Source organism: Vibrio sp. SS-MA-C1-2 (genome assembly GCF_021513135.1).
GTDB lineage: Bacteria > Pseudomonadota > Gammaproteobacteria > Enterobacterales > Vibrionaceae.
Genome location: NZ_CP090981.1, coordinates 2,572,800 through 2,588,835, shown reverse-complemented (window position 1 = coordinate 2,588,835; position 16,036 = coordinate 2,572,800). Strand labels below are relative to the sequence as shown.

General features: G+C 37.7%; 8 protein-coding genes and 3 pseudogenes. 2 read left to right on the top strand and 9 right to left on the bottom strand.

Annotation, left to right across the window (positions count from 1 at the left end; all coding sequences use genetic code 11):
- Positions 1 to 282: 282 nt before the first annotated feature.
- The 5 genes from L0B53_RS16115 to L0B53_RS16095 form a co-directional block, all read right to left on the bottom strand.
- Positions 283 to 573, bottom strand: a complete 291-nt coding sequence (locus L0B53_RS16115; protein WP_235060621.1) for a type II toxin-antitoxin system RelE/ParE family toxin — start codon at positions 571 to 573, stop codon at positions 283 to 285.
- Complete coding sequence (locus L0B53_RS16110) at positions 563 to 811, bottom strand: type II toxin-antitoxin system Phd/YefM family antitoxin (protein WP_235060620.1); 249 nt, start codon at positions 809 to 811, stop codon at positions 563 to 565. Before L0B53_RS16110 ends, L0B53_RS16115 begins: the two co-directional genes overlap by 11 nt.
- 261 nt (positions 812 to 1,072) lie before the next feature.
- The gene (locus L0B53_RS16105) at positions 1,073 to 2,305 is read right to left on the bottom strand and encodes a hypothetical protein (protein WP_235060619.1); all 1,233 of its coding nucleotides are present in this window, start codon (positions 2,303 to 2,305) and stop codon (positions 1,073 to 1,075) included.
- A gap of 12 nt (positions 2,306 to 2,317) precedes the next feature.
- Positions 2,318 to 5,221 (bottom strand): site-specific integrase, encoded by a 2,904-nt coding sequence (locus tag L0B53_RS16100; protein WP_235060618.1) that lies wholly within the window; start codon positions 5,219 to 5,221, stop codon positions 2,318 to 2,320.
- An 879-nt stretch (positions 5,222 to 6,100) separates the two neighbouring features.
- Positions 6,101 to 7,912 (bottom strand): site-specific integrase, encoded by a 1,812-nt coding sequence (locus L0B53_RS16095; RefSeq protein WP_235060617.1) that lies wholly within the window; start codon positions 7,910 to 7,912, stop codon positions 6,101 to 6,103.
- A 673-nt stretch (positions 7,913 to 8,585) separates the two neighbouring features.
- On the opposite strand from L0B53_RS16095, the gene L0B53_RS19460 reads away from it, so the two are divergent.
- Both L0B53_RS19460 and L0B53_RS16085 read left to right on the top strand, forming a co-directional pair.
- On the top strand, positions 8,586 to 8,801 hold the full coding sequence (locus tag L0B53_RS19460) for a helix-turn-helix domain-containing protein (protein WP_311197325.1): 216 nt from the start codon (positions 8,586 to 8,588) through the stop codon (positions 8,799 to 8,801).
- 224 nt (positions 8,802 to 9,025) lie between these two features.
- A complete protein-coding gene (locus L0B53_RS16085; protein WP_235060616.1) occupies positions 9,026 to 13,903 on the top strand; it encodes an autotransporter domain-containing protein in 4,878 nt (1,625 codons plus the stop codon).
- A gap of 149 nt (positions 13,904 to 14,052) precedes the next feature.
- On the opposite strand, the pseudogene L0B53_RS19455 reads toward L0B53_RS16085, so the two are convergent.
- From L0B53_RS19455 to L0B53_RS16070, 4 genes and pseudogenes are all read right to left on the bottom strand, one after another.
- Positions 14,053 to 14,331 (bottom strand): annotated as a pseudogene (locus tag L0B53_RS19455) (transposase); the annotation flags it as partial.
- A 68-nt stretch (positions 14,332 to 14,399) separates the two neighbouring features.
- Positions 14,400 to 14,933, bottom strand: a pseudogene (locus L0B53_RS19450) (transposase).
- A gap of 417 nt (positions 14,934 to 15,350) precedes the next feature.
- A complete protein-coding gene (gene tnpB, locus L0B53_RS16075) occupies positions 15,351 to 15,605 on the bottom strand; it encodes an IS66 family insertion sequence element accessory protein TnpB (RefSeq protein WP_235060615.1) in 255 nt (84 codons plus the stop codon).
- A pseudogene (locus tag L0B53_RS16070) lies at positions 15,602 to 15,894 on the bottom strand (IS66 family insertion sequence element accessory protein TnpB). Before L0B53_RS16070 ends, tnpB begins: the two are co-directional and overlap by 4 nt.
- Positions 15,895 to 16,036: the final 142 nt, after the last annotated feature.

Sequence of the window (16,036 nt, the reverse complement as noted above, 5' to 3'; positions counted from 1 at the left end):
ATCATTATAATTACGCTAATCTAATTTTCCTTGGTAAACATTAAAAGAGGGAATGAAGCAAAAAGGGGCTCTGTAAGGCAACTTTTTCATGATCTTAGGTTCTATTAATGTGGCTACTTCTCAAGAATGTGACAACAAAGTTTGAAATTAATTATGAACATTTTTAATTTTCGAGCGCTCTACTTTCGATTTGTGAATATTCATCATTGGTGAATTTAAATTTACTGAAACCTTACTATAGGTCTCATGTTTTATCTCAAATCTATTGTGTCTATACCGTACTCAATCATCTAATCTTTTTATCGCTTTACGGTAAACTTCGCTACGTTCGCGTTTTCCGACTGCTAAGACGGTTACGATTATAACATCGTCTTCAACTTTGTAGACTAGGCGGTAGCCCGATTGGCGCAGCTTAATTTTATACAAACTATCAGCTCCAGATAGTTTTGAAGCAGGGACGTGTGGATTATCTAAGCGCTCGATTAACTTTTTCTTAAATTGCTGTTGTAAGGTTGAACCAAGCTTTTTCCACTCTTTTAATGCGCTCTTTTTAAAATCGAGTTTATAGGTCATCAATGTTTACCGAAATGCTTTCTTCATCTTCACGTTCTTTAGCAAGGGCTAATAGTTCAAAATCTTCGAGTTTGTCCATCATCATTTCATATGCTTCGGCAGGTACGCAATAAAATACAGGCTCATTTCGGTTCAATACAGCAACAGGTTCACCATAAGCACTAGTTGCAACTTTCATAGGGTTAGCTTTCAACTCAGTAATGCTTGCGGCAACATCAGCCAAAATTCTAGTGGTCATATAATCGGTCTCTTAAGTGGTCTTTGTATTGGTTATTTTAGCGGTAACCAATCGACATAACAAGTCAATCAATTGAGAGAAATACGTTTAGAATTGCTGATGTTTTTTTAAAACTGAGAGCTGTTTTAAAATATCGATTATTTCTCGTATGTTCATTCATGACTTAGCCTATGACTCAATTAACTTTAGAAATTCACTAAATCTTCTTTAAGTTAATTGAGCCTATAAGACTAATTTTTGATACGCAGCACATCATGTTACTCACACATCATCCAAACCAAACATATCAACTTGCTCACCAAATCGATTCTTAGGTTGCTGAATTGTAGATTCTATTAATGGACGTACTTCTGGAATAAGATGAGGAACTGACTCTACCGGTACAAGGCGATGCGGGTGCTCGGGTTTTTTATAATGATAAAAAGCAAGATAGTAATCATTTTGGTTTTTTTCTAAAATCGTTAGCTTGATATTATTTTTTCCTGTGATTTTTTGAATGGGTATATTACTGAGTTGGTTCAAAGAGATACAGTATAACCCTTCTTTAGCTGTTTTTATTTCTACGATTGGAAGTGCTATCGCTGAACCTGTTGAAACCGTTGAACTAAGTAAACAGACATTGCCTTCACTAACATACAGGAAAATATAACCTTCTTTTTTTACTTCTCCCATTTTGAGGAGAGCTGCAATTTCATCGCGTAAGACAGAATTACTTAATATCAGTGTAGACACTTTTTTGCCCGACGTTTTTTTGAGCTCTTTATATATACGAACCTCTGCTGATGATAATGTAAAGGTCATTTCACTGTTCGAATACACTAATTGCTCATCATTACAATAGATGTCTAAATCGTCTTGGCGATTTTGTTGTAATGCTGCTTGGATATGATTAATGATATTTGGGGTTAACATTAAGTTGGTTTCTAATTCAAGATCTGATGGATGATCTTCAGAATGAATACTTTTACCGACTAATATATTGATTTTATTTTCTTTTGTGATCTCAATGACATCAAAAGAGGGATGTTGTGCGGCGATTTTAATTATTTCATTTAAAGTTGAACGTTTAATTTTATATCGTGGACTTTGATTATAGTTTTTGAAGAAATGGACATGTTTTTCGCAAAGCGGCAGGTTTTTAAAAAAGCGAATCGATTCAAACTTGGTGGTTCCTTGAAGCTGAAACCCTACCTCTAAATGGTTTTCTAAAATATTTAAAGTAAGGAACTGATTATTTAGCGTTGTGGTGTCTTGTTGCTCTAACCAACTACGAAAAGCGGTCGCCTCAATAGAAAACCCTTCACCAAGAAAAGGGAGATCGGCTTCTTTTTCTAGTGTGAACATGAATAAATTATCACTCTGACCACCAATCATGTAAATCTTATCCTCACTAATTATGAAAGAGATAAACATGTTTTTTTCATCTCGAGGTGTTGATTTACACATCGATTTTATACTGGAATACATATGGATTGGAAAATTAAGCTGTTGCATAGTGCTTCCTTATTATTTGCGTAATGAGTCAATATTTTTGTTCCACCAATCGATAAAAGGTGTGATGGAGACAGGGGTGATTTCGAATTGGCGAGCTAATTTACTTTCTAACTTAATCGTCATTTCAAGATAACTCTTTCCCGTTGCGATGATGTTTCTATGGCATATTTCACCTCTTTTTTTAAATTGTTCATTAATGATCTCCCACTTGTGACTCCCTGTTTGTTTACGGTTTTGATATAAGGTAAAGCTGGCTTTAAACGCTAATGGGGAAACCCTTAATAGCGTTAAAGCGGTGAGTGTTTTTTGATTACATGGGCAACAAAAGATCGCGGTATCTTCTTTATCTTCTTTTAAGGACAGGTGGCCAAGTTGCTGTAAGGCATACCATTGTGTTTTTGTGAAATGAATCTCTTTATGCTTTCCAAAAACATGCCATGCGTGACTGAAATCCTCAAAGCTCAAGGTATTATCTATAACACGTTTGACGTTGGGTCCGTTTTGCCACATAAAAGGTGGGAATGTCTCATGTTGTTCAGAGTGAGGCGCGAGCGTTGATACCCATTGTTTTCGCCAATGATCATGGTCAACGGTATCTTTATGATGATCATTTTTATTGTTGAGAATATCGGGTTTAACCGATGGCATCTTTTTACTGATCCTCTCAATAAGATCTTTATCATTAATGAGAGAAGAGTAAGATTTCTTCTCTTGAGTTGAGAGTGTTTTATAATGAGGATCGAGCTGGCCAATAATACGAGAGACATCATTGGATGCGGGAGAAAGGTCGAGAATATACCTAAGCTGTGCATGCGTATAGTGCCGTGATGAAGAAACAAAAACAGGGGTGACCCACTCAAGTCCATGTAAATAGGATAATCGAGTTGTCGCATAATAAGTGTGTCCGATCTCTTTACTCATCAAGTCAAATAAAATGGAGTGATTCAGATCATCAAAATCTCGATTATCAAGCCAGAAGTTAAAACGCTTTTCTGCCATATCAATAGTAAGAAAGTCGCGAGTATATTTTCCTTTCGCTTCTAACCACTCATCTGGAACCGCATTGTTTATCAATGAGAATCCTTGTTGGTACATTAACTTTGCACCGGAATGACGAAAGTGTTGAAAACGTGCTTTTTTACCAAACAGATATTTCATGGCGCGACTCACCGGTTGTAAGTAGTGACGCTCACGTGAGGCCATGTTTTCTCCCATGAGGCTAATTAATGGCGTATTGCGTGGGCACGTTTGTTTTATTAGAAGTATCGAGCGAATGATCTGAGCGGCTATCTCTGGCATCACAACATGCACCTCTCTGGTTTTATTGCCCTTTGTTGTTCCCTCATCGGTATTGGTGATGACCAAGTGAAACGCTTGACCTTTTTCATGGATACAATAGATATCCTTGATGCGTAAACGAAGCACTTCACCTCGTCGAAGCTTTCCATAAAAAGCTAAAATGACCGTGCTGATTGAAAAGAGAATTTGCAGGGGTTGCGCCTTGGCACTGAGAAGCACCTCTATAATTTGGTGAACGTCATCAATACTTAATGAGAGGGCATCAACAATGATATTTGGCGTGGGTTTCTTAAAAGCATTCAAATCGAGGTGTTCTGTCATGCTATTTTGTGTCATAAAGCAGAAAAATTGATAAAGATGATAACGATCCATCGGTGAATCAACGTTATCAAAGACCATTTTGGCCCATTGTTGTAATGTTTGATGTTGAGACGCGACATCGTAACTCAGTGGGTTTTCGGCAAGCACTTTTGCTATTTGTGTATAGCGTTGTATTGAACTGCTAGCAAGTTGGCTTTTTCTTATTCCGCCATGTTCAATCAGATCGTCTATGTACTCCAGCAATAGAATGGGCGTGATATTATTTTTATCCAGTAATGGGATTGCTGATTGAGTCAGACTTGAATCTTTTAATTGTTTAATACGTTTGTTATGAGGCCAATTTCGATGTGACGCGATTTTTACTCTATCTTCACGCGGTGCAAATTGAGGCTGTGCAAAGAAATCTATATCATCGAGTGATGCGATATTAGCGATGTCTTTGGACGCCTGGCGCTTCATTTCATTGAGTAACTCACTGGTATGTCGCAAAGGATCTGAGTGATCTTTTAACATCTCAGGTGGTAAGTGGAAATTATGCTTAGCAAGACATTGAAAGGCTTTATTCCATTTTGAGGCCGAGAGCTTAACTTGCGATGGAAAATATTGTTGATAGCATTGATTGAGTGCATTTAGTGCGTGTTTGATGGTGACGGTATGGTTCTCTTTGGATTTCCAATTTGAAATGGCTCTTGCGACAAGAGGAGATACAGTCACACTTGTATAGCTCTGGGGTTCATGTTTTGGAAAATAAGAGAGCCCTTTAGGATGGTAAAATAAAATGATGAACTGTCCATTAAACGTGATGATGTCATCATCGTTACTAAGAAATTCACACCAGTAATGGATTGGAAAGGGTAAGCCATCAATCATAATGGTGAGTAAGAGCCAAGCGAGGTTATCATTATCACGCGACGTATACTGCAATGCAGACATATCTTTATAAATAGCATTGATGTTTGAGGCCAACGCACTTTGTTGATAAATGCTCTGTATAAAACCACCTTGTCCATCTTGATTCGTGTTTAATCGTGATCTGTCGACCTTCCAGCCACCGTGTTGTTCAAGGTAACGCAGTATGATATTAAGGCTCTGCTTTGCATCATATTGCCCCCTTGTCATCTGCGCTAAGTTTCTTTTGATATTGATGAGATCATGTTGAGATATTGAGCCGCTTGTTTGGCAAACATCATTTATCAAACTTAATATGAAATGAATGCAATCTTGAGTAATCGATATTTGAGTTCTCGAATGACAATACGCATAAACTTGTTTTGTTGTATTTTTCGCATTCATCATTTGTCATCCTCTTCTCTTCTTTTCACTTAAAAACAGCACTCAAGTGGTGCCTAAATATTTTGTCTTCTATTTAATTCTAGATAGGGCATATGGGCAAAAGCCGAAATAAGCGACCCATTTTTGCGGTTTAAGAAAATAATTCTTCAAAAAATCGATTGATTTCTTCTTTTTGATTCAAAAAATCGATTAATAAGGTGTTTTACGAGAAATCAGCGGCTTTTTTGATTTAAAGGTAATCATCGACGTGAGGTGAAAAATGAGGTCGAAAAAGAAGAGTAGTATTGAGGTGATAATGTCATCATGAGAGTGAATAGGGTAAAGATGATTCTTCTTTCTGATCCAATAAAAGTGCGAAACACTGACGGTAGATTTTATCGCTATCAACGAGATGGACATATCATGTTGGTGACTCTATTTCATCGTGAACTTGGCAACTAATTTCTCAAAGATGTTTTTGATCGAATACTTGTTTGGCAGGAGAATGTGAGCGAAGAATGAAAAGTGGATATTTTTGTCAAAAGAAAGTCGATAAAGGGGATTGTATTGTGTTTGTCCAAGACCTAAAGAATCTCGGAAATGAACCTAAACAAAGTCAGAGAGCAGTATTGTGCTGGCGATTTGGCTTTAAGCTTTTCTATATTACAAACAACTCGTCGAAAATGTAATTGAGTCACATCACGAGCTAACGATTACCTTATTGGGGGAATGTTTAGTATTTTCATAAAGTTCTATTTGGTACTGAATACTTGCTCATAACAACGCGCTAGCTATGGGCTAGATTGATTCGTTTGTTTACTCACTCCCGTTAAGCTAAGCCATAACCATGAAGCTTGAAATCTTAAACATAGATATATCAAGCTCCATGGTTGGTAATCGCTATTATCGCGCATGATTCTTACTTTTTTTAGGCGAATAGCATGATGGAAGGTTAAGGCGCTCGGGCCATCGATTTAAGTGTTCCATGAGTTTATGTTGTATTTTTGGTGTTGCATAATAATCCTCAATACCTTCACCTTGTTCAAAGTGCCCCATTAAATAGTCGATTTGTTGTGTAGGAAGACGAGGTGCTGAAGCTAACAAGGCGTGTTGAGCAAAGCTATGACGTAGTTGATAAGGAACCACTTTTGCTTTTGTATTAGGAAAGCAACGTTGCCATGCGTCATTCATGTATTCTCTTAACGTTTTCGCTGTTAATGGAATGCCGTCATTATCGTCATTAATGAGGTACCACATTAAATGGCGGGTTTTAAGCTGTGTTTTATCGATACTCATTTTCTTGAGAAGCTGATGTTGAACGAGCAAATAATCATTAATCGCAGATGCTAAATAGTCGCAAAGGTAAATGAGTCGCTCTCGTCCTTTATCTTTAATGAGCGCGCTTTTTATTTCAAAGCAGCTATGTATATTGAAAGTAATATGATGGTTTGGTCTTGCCCCTGTTAAAAGAACAAATAACAACCCCAGCTCAAAAGTTCGTGCATTATAATACTCCCTTAACTCATCGATAGATTGCGCTTTTTTGGGGCGATATCGTTCTATATCCTGACGAATGAAGTTAAAAAAAGAGGTTAAATTTTCTTGAGATAAGGCTCGAATAGAACCATGTTGCAGTGCAGGTATTGCTTCCATTTGCCATGTGCTGTCGAAATTCATTCTATTATAAGCGAGGATTTCGCCTTTTTTAGATAGGTGTGTAGGAAACTCAACGCCAACGGCTAAGATAGGCAGCCTTTTATGATCAGCCATGGAAAAGTCTCGATAGTCAGCACATTTGGTATCATTTATATAGGGGACTAATCGATTTAGGTACGCCTCATGAGCTTGAAATAAGTCATAACGGATTTGATTACTATTTAGTGACTGATAATAAATAGCATATCGGTGATGTAATCGACCATTTAATAAAATATCTTTCACGGGCGTGGATAAGTAAGGATCCATCCTTGTTTGTTTTATCATGTAATCAAAAAACAGATCTTTTTTTAGGCGCACAATATTATTGATAGGAGAAGGCGCACGCCATTTTTTCACTTTTAATGCATTAAATAGATTCTCTTTTTCTATTTTGCTTAAGGTGAGTGTGTTGTGTTTATCTATCCATGCAATAAATAGATGAACAATTGCAGATGGAAGGGGCTGCCATTGAGACAATTCTCCGTTACGCGTTTGAAAGGTCATCGCATATTCTATCCATCGTTTATTTGAGCGGTACATCCGTCGTAAACGATGAGGTTGGCAACTATCAGCACCTGTTACAACAATAAGGTCTGGAATATCAGCAGGAGACGATAATGAATTAATCGATCCCGTGATCCAAAGATAGATAAAATATAGGTATTCTGCGCTCAATTCTGTCGGTTGATTAGGGCGTTTATTTGATGATCGTGGTTTTAATTCTTTTAATGCATTGATCAGTGCTAAAACGACTTTATAGCCCTCAGCTGGTACGCCCCCGGCATTTTTTGCTCGATTTCGTTTTTTTTCTTGAGTTCTTCGGTTGAAAATGAGCGTTAATTTTATGACAGAGTGCTCAATACAACCTATTGCTCTATGATGAGTCATATGAATCGCTGATTTGAAAATCAGTAGAAGTGAAAGTAACGCTTGCTTTAGGGTATATAGGTAAAGCATCAAAGACTTTTTCCCGTACTTGATGCTGTTTTTCTTCTTTATAGTGATGACATTTATCATAACTTGACCTCTATGGTTAATATTATCGTTTCAAAACCAAGGGGAAATAAACGGTTACTAGGATGACAACCTAATACTCGACAAGTTTATTTTGCCCCTGAGCAATGATTAGCCTTCTTTTATATTTGATTTTAGAATAGTGAAATGGTGTAAAAGCCATTTAAGCGACCCATTTTTGCGGTTTAAGAAAATAGTTTGATGCAATGATGATTAGTCAGAGCGTTTTAACTCTTCTTTTTGACTCAATTGAAGATGGACGAGTAAAGAGGCGCTTTTTGAGGTATAGGGAATAATTGAATTGGGGGAAATATTAGGTCGAGGAATAAAAATAGTTCTCGATATGTTTAAGTAATGAAGCCAATTTTACTGTTAACGCTATTTTTCTTTCTGACCCACCAGAAGTGAGAAGCACTGGCGGTAGGCTTTGTTTAATCGAATCATCAGATTAATGCTTGGTGCAGAGTCATAACAAGAAATTGCCCAATAGTTTTTTAGAGGAGTGTTCTATCAAGTTATAAATGAAGGCACTCTGCTTAATACATCTCATTCTAATAACATCTAACGATGTGACCAAATTTAGCTACCATAACAATGTGACTAGACCTAGTATTGGAGCCTATTTAGGAGGTACATATTTTAACTCAAATCCACTTGAAACGTCGAAGAGCCAACAATCAGTGCATTTGCTGAAATAGAGAGAAAGCGTACTCTTGATCGTTGTAATGAAGATAGAGCAAAAGCTGAAGGTAAACATTTAGGTCGAAAGACGAATAGTGAGCTACACAGGCAAATTTTTGATCTAAATGAAAAAGGCGTGCCTAAGTCGCAAATAGTGGAGAGATTAAGTTGCAGCAGACAAACGTTTTATAATGCATTGGGTGATAATTGAACAACCAAATCAAGTGTAGTCAATACTATTTATCGTATTTTTGTGTATCTGCTGATTAAATCGCATTATCAAATAAAGTTCCCTAGTAATTATACTGGTTTCATATGATGTAATATTGTGCAAATATCTTTATAAATGTAGATTCCTTTTATTGCTGATAACAAGCAGACAATATGACAAAGAAACGGATTTCTTTAATGCTTTCAACTTTTAGAGATCCATTTATGACTAATAAAACACTTCTTGCTTTATCGATTGCCGCCGTTCTTTCTTCTCCTGTTTATGCGGATACAACAACTAATACTTTAATTACTAATAACGCAACAGGTACTATTGTACCTGATTCAAGCAATGGGCAGGTAACTGCAAATATTCAAAACTCTGGTGATTATACAATTACTAGTAATACTACGACTGTTGGTGAAAATAAAAAAAATGTATTAAATATTGGTGAAAATCAAGATGTGACATTAGACGGGGATATCAATTTTAATGGTGTTGCTAAGACCGCTATTTTAGTGAATTCTGGCGCAACATTAGATTCAAATACTGACATTAATGTTAATGGACTATCTCAAACCGGCATTGCGAACGAATCAAGTAGTGAAGGCAATACTGAGATTAATAATAATGGTAACATTAATGTTAATGGTGCAGGCTCTTTTGGTGTTCAGCTAAATACGACAGACTGTAAAACAGACGCATCTGAAAATTGTTATAACCCAGAAAACGGTGGAGATGGTTCTGGTGATATTACGGCAACTAACTCAGGAACTATCACAACAAATGCTATAGCATCAACAGCAATGCAAGCTAATGGTGAGAATAAAACCATTGTAAATAGTGATGATGGTCATGTTGTCGTTCAAGGAACATTATCTCGAGGTATGTCTGCAACAGATGGTGCTACTGCGACAAACAACGGTACGATCGATGTTAACGATCAGCAAGCCAATATCATTTCAGATGTGACCTTGACCGAAGACCAAACGAATACAATTCAAGCTGCTTTAGGTGAAAAACCTCTTGCTGCTCAATTAGTTTATGGTTTAGCTGATACTCAAGGCATGATTGCATTCCTTAATTCAGCTGCGGACATGACTGATATTGAAGCAAGAAATGAGCTTGTACATAATGTTCTTATTCAAGCTTACCCATCATATATGGGAGCATCAAAAGGTGATCAAGAGGTAGCAGCACAAAATATTGTTTCTTATATTGATAGCCTTGGGACCGATGAACAAGCAGCTGCAATCGAAACATTAAATTCAATTTCAATTTCATTTAGTGCAGATCAAAGTGATGGTTCATTTGGCTTGAGTCTTATGGACTTCGTTAATTGGCAAGCAAACCCATCTGAAGTACCTAACTTCCCAGAAAATGTCACACAACAAAACCTTAATTATATTATTGCTGCTCATAATATAAACTCACAAGCTCGCGAAGACCGTAATAATGGTTGGAACGCAGGTATGGTTGCTCGTGGGGAAGAAAGCGAAGCAAATAACACAGGTACGATTAATTTAAATGCGGATCATACTACGGGTATGCTAGCAGCTAATGGTGCAACAACTACGAACTCTGGCGATATAAACGTAAACGGTGATAATTCTGTTGGTATGTCGGCTCATGGTAAAACAGAGCTTTCTGGTGATGGACTTAATGCTAAGTTAGATGTGGCTTCTGATCATGTGGCAAATAATGAAGACTTATCGAAACCAGCAGCAGCTGCGAGACAAGCCGCAATTGTTACAGCAAGAGGTGTGGTAAATAGTTCGATAGATACATTAAACTCTGGTGATGACCTCACTGGTGACAAGGTGAATTTAGCACTTACAGGACATGATACAGCTCAGAAGGTTGCAAGTGGCGTTATTAAAACAATAAATACCTTGAGTACCACTGAGGGAACTATCGATAACCAAGGAACAATCAATGTTTCTGGTGATAACTCTGTTGGTATGCAGGTTGGCAACGAACGAGTAAGCGCAGTTAACGTAGTTAAAAATACAGTTCAGTGGGGAACTGATGTGCATGCGGTAGATGCACAAGCAGGCTTAACTGGTAATGCGTTGAATGGTGTTGATGATAATGGCAACAATACTTCCAATGGTGCAGCAACAGAAGCAGGACAGCAATGGCTTTCTGCAACATTTGATGCGAATTCAACAGCTCAACAGCTATTAAATTATGTCAAAGTTGGCTTATCTTATGATGGCCTTGAATATAATGGTAGTGAAATTACTAATGTAACTATTCAAGGTTTTGATGATATCAACTCTGAATTGAAGGGTACATTAGGCGGAGATGAGGTTCTTGCAGCCCTAGATAATGCTTGTAAAGAAACAGGATCAAATACATTACAGGTCTCTTTAACGGTTGACGGGCAAAGCGACCCAATAGAATATAACATTGTACGTATTGGTAGTACAAATGATACAGACGAACATTCATATCAATTACAAACAATGACTGGAGAGGTGATTACTCCGGATGGATTAGGCTCTGCAATTACAGCAAATGGCTTTACAGTCACTGATGGTAAAGTCCAGATAAATCGCAATGAAGATGGCTCATTAGCGATTTCAGATAACGCGAAAGTATTCAAAGGTGCGTCCGCAACTAATACCGGTGAAATTAACGTAACGGGTAAAGACTCTGTTGCTGTTTCTATGACACATAACAGTACTTTCACTAATGGTACAGCTGATGACAATCAAGATGCCGTTATCACTATCGGTGCTGATTCACATCTTCTAATGGTTGATGGTCAAACTGTGACTAAAGATGACTTTACCGTTAACGATGATGGCACAATTGTAGCAAAAGATAGTCATGGTATGACTGCTGAGCAGTTTAAAAACTACGGTGAAATTACTAAGCAGTTAAATGATGAAGATAACAAATTTGGTGTGACCTCTGTTACAGCAAATGGTGGTGAAACAGGTGAAGTCGGTACTGGAACTTATACAGCTAAAGCTAGTAATGACGAGTATGCATTAACAAAAGACGAAGATGGTAATTACCTTGCAACTGATGAAGATGGTACGGTTTATAAACTAACACTAAATGAAGATGGTACTTTGCAAGCTGAAACATCACAAACACCATTGGAACCATCAACACCAGTTGTACCGCAAACACCATTAAACCCATCTGCACCAATCGTTAACGGTGATTTTAATGATAGTTCAACAATTAATGTCGATACAGCAGGTGTTACAAATACTAAAGATGACACATTAGCGGTTGATAGCGCTATTGACCAAGATGGAGATGGTGATATTCACATTATTGAAGTCGGTGATAATGGTACAACAACAAATGATGATGGAACTAAGGATGAGAGTGTATCTGGATCATCATTTACTAATGAAGGCACAATCATTGTTAAAGATGAGTCATTAAATGATAGTACATCACTTGAGATGACTGCAGTTGATGTTGAGAATAATTCAGCCTTCACTAACGATGGAAATATTACGGTTGAAGAAGAGAATACAGTTGCGACAAGCGCAGAAACAGGCTCAACAATAACAAATAATGGTTCTATTACATTAGATAGCCCAGAAGAAGATGCTTATCATACCGTTGCTGTTGAGTTACATGATGGTGGTAGTGCAACCAATAATGGAGATATTACTGTTGAGGCTAGTGGCTCTGCAGCCGTTAACTTTGGTGATACTTCGGCTACATCTCAACCAACAGAGTATGCTGACTCTTCCGTTAATAGTGATGCGAACAGCTTCACCAATAGTGGCGATATTGTTGTTGATGGTGATGACTCTGTTGTTGTGAATGTTAACAGTGATAATACCAATAGCTCGTTCAATAATACTGGTAATATTGAGATTGGTGCAGACTCCCACTTCTTAGCAGAAAATGGAGAAGTTGTTGATCGTCAAGCTCTTGCAAATATGAGTACTGAGCAGCAAGAAAAGCTTACAAACAGCATTACTAATACGGGGACAGTGACTAAGCAATTAAATGAAAATGCTTATAACATTGCTTCGATAACAACAACTGGTACACAAACTCGTAGTTCTGGTGGTAATCAATCAGTAACTGCAACATCGACATCTGGTGTGGTATATGGCGTTAATGCATTGGGTGATAATCAATTCTCATTAAATAATGAAGGTACTGATTATACGTTCACTACCGATGATGAAGGTAATATAACTGGAAAATCGTTAAACACAATCAATGGTATTGATGCGAACGAATATACACGTAATGAATTACAAACTGCGACGTATATGTTGAATATGATCGATAGCAATGTCAGTGATCGTGTCGATGATTTATCGAATAACATTGATACTGGTGCATGGGCTCAGTTGAACTATACAGGTGGTAAGCAAGACGGTTCTTCACAGCATGCTGATACCAATAGTGGTGGTGTCACAGTAGGTTATGATGCTGCAGTTAATGAGAACTTAACATTAGGTGGCGCATTTACTTATGCAGATAACTCAAGTGATTATAATACTCAGCCAGACTCAAGTTCAGATAACTACTCATTCACGGTTTATGCTTATAACAAGCTTGTTAATGATTTATTCTTAGAAGCTAACGGAACGTATGCATACTCAAATTATGATATGGATGATGTTCAGCATGGTAACCCAGGTGGAACCAGCTTTAATACTCGTTTAGCGTTGGGGAATAACTTTAACTTCAACACAAATGGTAGCTTAGTTGTTAAAGGTATCTTTAACTTTAGTCGTGCAACCATGGATAGCTATTACCTTGGTGGTTTGAAGTATGATGCAAATGATTTAGATAAAACAGAATTAGGTTTATCTGCTCATTATGAAGATACTTTTACGTTATCAAACAAAGCGCAATTAATTCCATCTGTTGCTGTAAGTTATATGTATAACTTTGCTGATGATGAGAATTACACAACTGTGTCAGGCGGTAACCTATTAACGAAAGAAGATCTATATGGTGAAAATAATGATAACCGCTTCAATTCAGAGGTTGGTTTAAGTTATGTTACTGGTGCATTGAAAACTAAACTATCTTGGAACCACCTAACAAATGGTGATTACAACGATGACTCTGCAAATATTAACCTGTCTTACTCATTTAAGTAAGAATAAGGTTTAACACCGGAGGCCAACTATGATTTTAGTTGGCCTTTTTTATGGCACAAACCGGTATGGATTTGAATAGATTACACTTGATTAAAATAAAGTTTAATTCATTTTAATCGGATGCGCCCATGAACCTACGAGGCAATTTGTCAGTGTTTGAAATTCCCAGGTTGGAGTGTATCAATATCTGGTTCAGCTTTCGCTAACTCTTTCATGCACCTAACCAAGTAGTCGTAGAGGATAAGAGTGTTCGCTCTTGCGGTTTCGACAATGCTGTAAAGCATTGCATTCGCATCAGCCCCATTGGGTGTGTTAGAGAACAACCAGTTTTTTCTACCAATAACCAACGGTTTAATGGCTCGTTCAGTGCGATTATTATCAATAGATAAGTGACCATCATCAATGTAACGAATAAGCTTCGGCCATTGACTTACATATGTACTTAATCGCCTTGCCTAACGGACTTGATTTTATTACCTGTTGATTTATCATCCATTCATAAATAGTCATCCAGTATTGGCTTGGCATATTGTTGACGTTCGGTTTTCCGTTTGTCAGCAGTGTCACCTCTTAAGCGGGATTCTATCCCGTAGAGTTTTTGGATTTTAGCTAAAGCCATATCAGCTTTACCCGTTTTGCCTTTACCTTGAAGCTTTTTCGCATCCATGAACTGGCGCCGAGCATGAGCGAGACAACCCACATTACTTACTTGATGAAGCCCATCATAAGCACCATAACCATCCGTTTGTAAATAGCAATGATAGTCACTCAAGAAGAAAATTCATTGGGCACACTCCTTGCGCGACTATTTTGATAGTCGTACAAGACGATATTTTTTACATTGGGTAGTGCTGCACTGGGCGAGTCGGCACCTGAACAATATAATCACATGTAACATTGTTTATCATTCATTAATGTCATTGAGCGGCGTCTCATCGGCTTGAACTACCACTTGTTGAAGTAGACGCTCTTTCAAGGCGGCATATAGTGGAGTGAACTTCTTACTGACTTGGATAACCCATCTTGCCATGGTGGTGGTTACCTTCAACGTCTTCGTACTTAGCGGCTTCGCACTCGATCTCATTGACGAGGTCGCCTTGTTATTCATTGTAAGTCTTTAACGCCTCCGAACGTTTGGCGAACTGACGGTCGAAAGCAAGTCTGAGTTGTTCAAGTCACGATTGACGTTCTTGGCTCCATTTGCTTTTTTCCGACATCAGCGTTTTTACCATCGCTTGTAGCTCGGTAATATCTTGACTTTCTGGGTTGATATTTGGCGTCTTTTCCATGATATTTATTATACTGAAATCATTAGGGTAACGCTTGGTCTATATGACTCTGTTGTTGGCTAACTCATTGTAAAATAGTTTGTTTCAATAACTTTGTGGCCGATGGTCGTGAAGCCAGAAAGCAACCTATCAAGCTCACATTGACTCAAATGAAATACTTAATTTTTCTCTGCTGAGAGCCATTTATATTTTGCTTTCTCCAGGCGTTTACACCAAAGAGCAAAGCCGGTTTCATCCCAATACAGCACTTTGATTTTATCTTGCTGTTTATTAGTAAATAAAAAAAGAGCACCACGGAGAAGCGGTAAATTTGTGTCACTTTCGATGATGGCGGCAAGGCCGTTAATGGATTTTCTAAAATCGACACTTTTTCGATATAAATAAATCTCTGGGGCGCTGAGCATACGTTTCATATGAGCCCTTCTGCCAGGTAGTGAGTTGGCGTTCCTTGAGGAATGCTTAATTCAATATCATTCACGACAATAGTGATATTGGCTATGGGTATTGGAGTTGCTTGATATTTTGTTGTCTTTTCTATGACTTCTGCTTTGATAAAGCCAACTGACGTTGGCTGGTTTTCCTATTGAAGTTGATGAGGTTTTGAAAAAACGGCGATAGGTTTAGTCCGCTCTGTTCGCAGAAAACACGTTGAGTGATGCCGCTGCTCTCATAACTGTCGAATTGCCATCTCAGGTCTCCTATAAGTTGGAGACTTGATCTTATTATTTGAGCTGGTAAGTTAATTTGGTGGATTGGTTCGGTATTTCAGGTGTAGTGGTCAAGAAAATTTGGCCACAGTTTTATATTCATTCAAAGAAAGATGTTCTATTGCGTCTTTAGGGTA

Coding starts and splice junctions, on each gene's coding strand:
- L0B53_RS16115 (WP_235060621.1), bottom strand. CDS start 573: ATGACCTATAAACTCGATTTTAAAAAGAGCGCATTAAAAGAGTGGAAA.
- L0B53_RS16110 (WP_235060620.1), bottom strand. CDS start 811: ATGACCACTAGAATTTTGGCTGATGTTGCCGCAAGCATTACTGAGTTG.
- L0B53_RS16105 (WP_235060619.1), bottom strand. CDS start 2,305: ATGCAACAGCTTAATTTTCCAATCCATATGTATTCCAGTATAAAATCG.
- L0B53_RS16100 (WP_235060618.1), bottom strand. CDS start 5,221: ATGATGAATGCGAAAAATACAACAAAACAAGTTTATGCGTATTGTCAT.
- L0B53_RS16095 (WP_235060617.1), bottom strand. CDS start 7,912: ATGATAAATGTCATCACTATAAAGAAGAAAAACAGCATCAAGTACGGG.
- L0B53_RS16085 (WP_235060616.1), top strand. CDS start 9,026: ATGACTAATAAAACACTTCTTGCTTTATCGATTGCCGCCGTTCTTTCT.
- tnpB (WP_235060615.1), bottom strand. CDS start 15,605: ATGAAACGTATGCTCAGCGCCCCAGAGATTTATTTATATCGAAAAAGT.